This is a genomic window from Oleiphilus sp. HI0080, from assembly GCF_001635135.1.
Genome location: NZ_LWFU01000057.1, coordinates 1 through 414, shown reverse-complemented (window position 1 = coordinate 414; position 414 = coordinate 1). Strand labels below are relative to the sequence as shown.

General features: G+C 44.0%; 1 protein-coding gene. It reads right to left on the bottom strand.

Features of this window, described 5'->3' with window-relative positions; all coding sequences use genetic code 11:
* Positions 1-383 (bottom strand): hypothetical protein (locus A3751_RS00775; RefSeq protein WP_197466071.1); only part of this gene is annotated, 383 nt, incomplete at its 3' end.
* Positions 384-414: the final 31 nt, after the last annotated feature.

Below are 414 nucleotides of genomic sequence, written 5' to 3'. Positions count from 1 at the left end.
GGCGAAAACTTTTCCTTGTATACATATAGTTGGTGGCTTGATACAAAATCAATTACATCGTTTACGGGGTGGGCTAGGTCGTCAAAGGACTTCTCAACGTAGGCGCCGGATAAGTTTCCTAGTAATTGGTCTAGATCATCAGTAGGCGATGCATCAGCCGGCTCTTTATAGGTTTTTAAAAGTGCTTGGTCGAGCTCGATCAGGGACTTTAACCAAGTTGAGATCCGTTCGGTGCTATAGCCCTCTAGCCCTAGGGCGATATGGCTAAACGCTCTCTCAAAAAAGCGACCGTTGGTATCTGGAAAGCACACTTTATCGAAGTTAGCTTGCTCGATCATTTTCAGCAATTTTTCAAATTCTTTTTGTTTGGAGCTCCATTCCATATTTTGAAGGAATGCTGTGCTAGTGTGGCCT